The sequence below is a fragment of the Kitasatospora sp. NPDC057512 genome (genome assembly GCF_042802135.1).
In the GTDB taxonomy this organism is placed as follows: Bacteria; Actinomycetota; Actinomycetes; order Streptomycetales; family Streptomycetaceae; genus Kitasatospora.
Window position 1 is genome coordinate 1 of the sequence record NZ_JBHVET010000713.1, and the last position, 4,355, is coordinate 4,355.

The following is a 4,355-nucleotide window of genomic DNA, read 5'->3' on the forward strand; positions in this document are numbered from 1 at the left end:
AAGCTAAGCCTTACAGCGCCGATGGTACTGCAGGGGGGACCCTGTGGGAGAGTAGGACGCCGCCGAACAATTCTTCTGAAGAACCCCCATCCGGGACCCGGATGGGGGTTCTTCGCGTTGTCAGGGTGTTGGTCGAACCTATTCGTCGGAGTCGGAGTCGGATTCGGGCTGCGGCTTCTCCGTGGGTGCCTGCCCCTGGGCCTGGGCCGGCTGCTGGGCGTCGGGCCGCGGTGCCTGGGGTGCCTGAGGTGCCGATGACGTCTGACCCGACGCCGGACCCGAGGCCTGATCCGATGGCCGATCCGACGGCTGGGACGTCGCCTGGACCTGGTCGGCGGGAGCGGCCGGGGCCTCCGCCGTCCCCCAGGCCGGCCGGCTGAGCCACTTGTCCGCGCTGTTGGTGAGACGGGCGACGCCCGTACCGTCCGGCCGCATGCTGTAGAGGTCGGCACCGGCGCCCGCGGGCGCCTGGGCGAAGACGATGGACTTGCCGTCGGGAGCGTAGGCGGCCGCGCCGTAGAAGGCGTCCGAGGGCGCGGGGGTGAGGGCGCCGACGGCGCTGCCGTCGGGGTGGACGGTGTAGATGCCGCCGCCGGGGGCGTTGTCGGGGCCGGCCGGGTAGGTGGTGAAGAGGATCTGGGTGCCGTCGGGGGACCAGTCCGCGCGGTCGCCGGCGCGCAGTTCCCAGGGGGTGAGCTGGCGCAGCCCGGTGCCGTCCGCGCTGACGACGTAGATGGCGCGGCTGTTGGCGGGCTGCCCGGTGGCGCTGGTGCGGTACTCGAAGGTGAGCTGCTTGCCGTCGGGGGACCAGCTGGGGTTGCTGACCGCGCCGGAGTAGGGCTTGTCGTTGGTGAGGAAGGTGAGCCGCTGGACGTCGGTGCCCTCGGGGGTCATCAGGTAGAGGTCGGAGTACTGGATCTGGCGGCTGCCGGACGGGTCCAGGGCGCCCCAGGAGCGGCTGAAGGCGACCTGCTTGCCGTCCGGGGAGAAGGCGGGGGCGCGTTCGTCCTCGTTGGCGCAGTCGGCGGTGCCGCTGTCGCAGAGCTGGTTGACCTGGTGTTCGGGGCCGCCGGCGGTGAGGACGGTCCAGAGCCGGGCGGTGCCGGTCTGCGGGTCGGTGCGGTCGAAGGCGATGGTGGCGCCGTCGGGGGACCAGTCCGGGCGGTCGTCGAGCGCGCGGGCCGGCGGCTGGGTGACCTGGTGCTGGCCGGTGCCGTCGGGGGAGAGGGTGACGATCGCGGTGCTGGTGCGGGCGGCGTCGGTGTAGGCGCGGCTGACGATCAGCCCGTTGTGCGCCGTGGCCGCGGGGGCTCCGACGGCCGCGCCGACCACGCCGGGGGTCGCGGCGGCTGTCGGTTCGGGGGTGGCGGTGGGGGTCTCCGGTCGGATCTCCGAGAGCGGGATCTCCCCGGGCTCGGCCCCGCAGCCGGTGAGCAGGGCGCCCAGAAGCAGAAGGCCCGCACCGGCGCTCGCGCGGGTGCGGGCCCTGCCCGTGGGTGACTGCCGTGTGCCGGTGGTGATCCGTGCCATCTCCGCCTCCGAGACTCTCGACCGCTCCGACGTGTGCCCCCGTCGAGGATTCAGGACGAAGGCCCCTGAAAGGAGCTGCCACTGTGTCAGACGGGGGACGTCGGCGGTCCGGCGACACGCGACGGACCGCGCCCGCTCGATCGCACGGAGTAGAGGGGAGAGGAGGGAAGCGGAACAGAGGGGGAGTGGGACGGGCCTCAGCCCCGGGCGGCGCGGCGCTCGGCCTTGGCGAGGGCCTCCGCCTCGTCCTCGGCCTCGGCGACCTCCAGGGTGGGCGCGGTGCCGCCGAGCTGGGCGGGCAGCCACCAGGTGTCGTTCGGGCCGGAGGGCTTGCCGGGGTACTCGCGCTGGGCCTGGTCGAGCATCTCGCTCATCGCGGCACGCAGCCGCCGGGTGACCATCACGGGCTTGTCGTCCGGCCCGAGGTGGATCGGCTCGCCGATCATGATGGTGACCGGGACGTGCCGCTTGGTGAGGGTCTTCGGGCGACCCTTGGTCCAGAGCTGCTGGGTGCCCCAGAGGACGACGGGCAGCAGCGGGGTGCCGGAGTCGGCGGCCATCCGGGCGGCGCCGGTCTTGAACTTCTTGAGCATGAAGGAGCGGCTGATGGTCGCCTCGGGGAACACCCCGACCACCTCGCCGGCCTTGAGGGCGCGCACGGCGGCCTCGTAGGCGGGCTGGCCGTCGGTGCGGTCGACCGGGATGTGCTTCATGCCGCGCATCAGCGGGCCGGAGATCCGGTGCTTGAAGACGTCGTCCTTGGCCATGAAGCGGGTCTTGCGCTTGCCGCCGCGGTACGCGCCGAGGCCCGCGAAGAGGAAGTCCAGGTAGCTGATGTGGTTGCTGACCAGCACCGCTCCCCCCCTGGCGGGGATGTGTTCGGCGCCCACGATCTTGATCCGCACGTCGAGCGCGCGGAAGGCGGTGAGTGCGGCGCCGATTACCGGCGGGTACACGAACTCTGCCACGGTCAGTCCTGACTTCCACGGGCCGGGGCCCGGTTCGGCGGGTACCCGCTCCGTTGCGCGGGCGGTGCCGACCGGAGTACGGCACTCCGCGGCGGTCACGGGTGATTCACGGAGATGATCCCCCGAACGAGTGCCTGCTGTCACCTGAGGCGTGCGGTCAAGTGAATATTGCCGATGTGATCTCCGTGATGAATTCGAACGGGAACTTTTCGGCCGCTCGCGTCAGGCGCGGGAGGTGAGGCGGCCCTGGGCGTGCCGGACCAGGGGGTAGAGCTCGCAGCCCACGGAGTAGCCGAACACGGCGTTGGCGAAGGCGGCGGTGAGGGCGGTCGAGGCGCCCATCACGCCGAGCCACGTCACCTCGGTGCAGTAGCCGAGGGTGCCGACCGCGGCGAAGACCGTGAGGACGCCCTGGTCGAAGCGGAGCGGCCGTTCGTCCTCGGTCGCGGAGGGCGGTGCGAGCCGGGGGAGCACGAGCGCCTGGAACAGCCGGACGTACGGGGCCAGGCGCAGGCCGCCGAACGCGCCGAGGGCGAAGCCGAGCGTCTGGGCGGCCAGCAGGGGGCAGCTGCCGGTGGCGAGGACGAGGGCCAGGACGATCGCGGTGAGCGCTGCGGCCAAGCGGGGACCGCGGGGATCGGTCTGCAACGGGGCTCCGGGTGGTCGCGACGGGCGGCGGCAGCGGCGGGGCGTCAGCGCCGTCGGTGGACGGTGGTCCAGGCCGGGTCGACGGCGCGGCGGCGGACCGGCGGCGGCATCGGGTGGCGGTCGGAGTCCATCGGCCGATCGTACGCGGCCCGGCCCTGGTGGTCGACCGTGTTTCGGACGCCGCGGGCGCTGCCGCAGACTGGGGGATGACCGGGCCGACGCCGTGCGTTGTCGTGCCTCGACGGGGCCGGTCCCGGCCCGCCGCGGGCGGGGGTGAAGGGCCGGGAACGACGGGAGGACGAGGGTGAGCACCGAGGACGGGGCGGACGTGGTTCGGCCGCCGGACGCCGTACGGCTGTCGGGGGTCGAGTTGGGCGGGCCGCTCGGCGCGCGGGCGACGCTGGTGCAGTTCTCGACGGCCTTCTGCCAGCCCTGCCGGGCCACCCGGCGGGTGCTCTCCGAGGTGGCCGGGATGGTCGACGGGGTGGAGCACATAGAAGTGGACGCCGAGGAGCGGTTGGAGCTGGTCCGCCGGCTGGAGGTCCGGCGGACGCCGACCGTCCTGGTGCTGGACGGGGAGGGCCGGGTGGTGCGTCGGGCGGCGGGCCAGCCGCGCCGGGTGGACGTGATCGCGGCGCTCGGTCGCGTGGTGTGAGCAATCCGGCCGCACGTGTTCCGCCCCGGCGGGTGGAGTCGGCCCCGCGCTGGGGCAGGATGGGCACAGGCGGCGGGAGCAGCCGCACGGCATAAGCTACTGGCCAGTAGTGACCACTGCGCTACCGGCGAGTATGCTGCCAGGAAGTTCCGGACCGGCACGGGAATTCGCTGCCCGGAGCGGGTGCGTGCCGTGTTCGCGCCCGCTTGCACCGCCGCAGCCGCCGGACGAGACCAGTACAGGAGACAGGCCGTGAGCTTGAGGATCGTTGTCTGTGTGAAGCACGTGCCGGACGCGACGGGTGACCGTCGTTTCGCGGACGACCACACCACCGACCGGGAGGGTGTGGACGGCCTCCTGTCGGAGCTGGACGAGTACGGCGTGGAGCAGGCGCTGCGGATCGCGGAGGCGAACGAGGGCGCCGAGGTGACGGTGCTGACGGTGGGGCCGGACGACGCTAAGGACGCGTTGCGCAAGGCGCTGTCGATGGGTGCGGACAAGGCCGTGCACGTGAACGACGAGGACATCCACGGTACGGATGTGGTCGGGACGTC

General features: G+C 72.8%; 5 protein-coding genes. 2 read left to right on the forward strand and 3 right to left on the reverse strand.

What is annotated here, in order from left to right; translation table 11 throughout:
- Window positions 1–138: 138 nt before the first annotated feature.
- The 3 genes from ACFU6K_RS32390 to ACFU6K_RS32400 form a co-directional block, all read right to left on the reverse strand.
- The gene (locus ACFU6K_RS32390; RefSeq protein ID WP_380669121.1) at window positions 139–1,530 is read right to left on the reverse strand and encodes a hypothetical protein; all 1,392 of its coding nucleotides are present in this window, start codon (window positions 1,528–1,530) and stop codon (window positions 139–141) included.
- A gap of 197 nt (window positions 1,531–1,727) precedes the next feature.
- A complete protein-coding gene (locus ACFU6K_RS32395; protein WP_380669123.1) occupies window positions 1,728–2,498 on the reverse strand; it encodes a lysophospholipid acyltransferase family protein in 771 nt (256 codons plus the stop codon).
- Window positions 2,499–2,720: 222 nt separating this feature from the next.
- Complete coding sequence (locus ACFU6K_RS32400) at window positions 2,721–3,146, reverse strand: DUF4395 domain-containing protein (RefSeq protein ID WP_380669125.1); 426 nt, start codon at window positions 3,144–3,146, stop codon at window positions 2,721–2,723.
- 328 nt (window positions 3,147–3,474) lie between these two features.
- On the opposite strand from ACFU6K_RS32400, the gene ACFU6K_RS32405 reads away from it, so the two are divergent.
- Together ACFU6K_RS32405 and ACFU6K_RS32410 are read left to right on the forward strand one after the other, a co-directional pair.
- Window positions 3,475–3,801, forward strand: coding sequence for a TlpA family protein disulfide reductase (locus tag ACFU6K_RS32405; protein ID WP_380669129.1), 327 nt, complete (start codon window positions 3,475–3,477; stop codon window positions 3,799–3,801).
- A gap of 252 nt (window positions 3,802–4,053) precedes the next feature.
- On the forward strand, window positions 4,054–4,355 hold a 302-nt coding region (locus ACFU6K_RS32410), incomplete at its 3' end, for an electron transfer flavoprotein subunit beta/FixA family protein (RefSeq protein WP_380669127.1).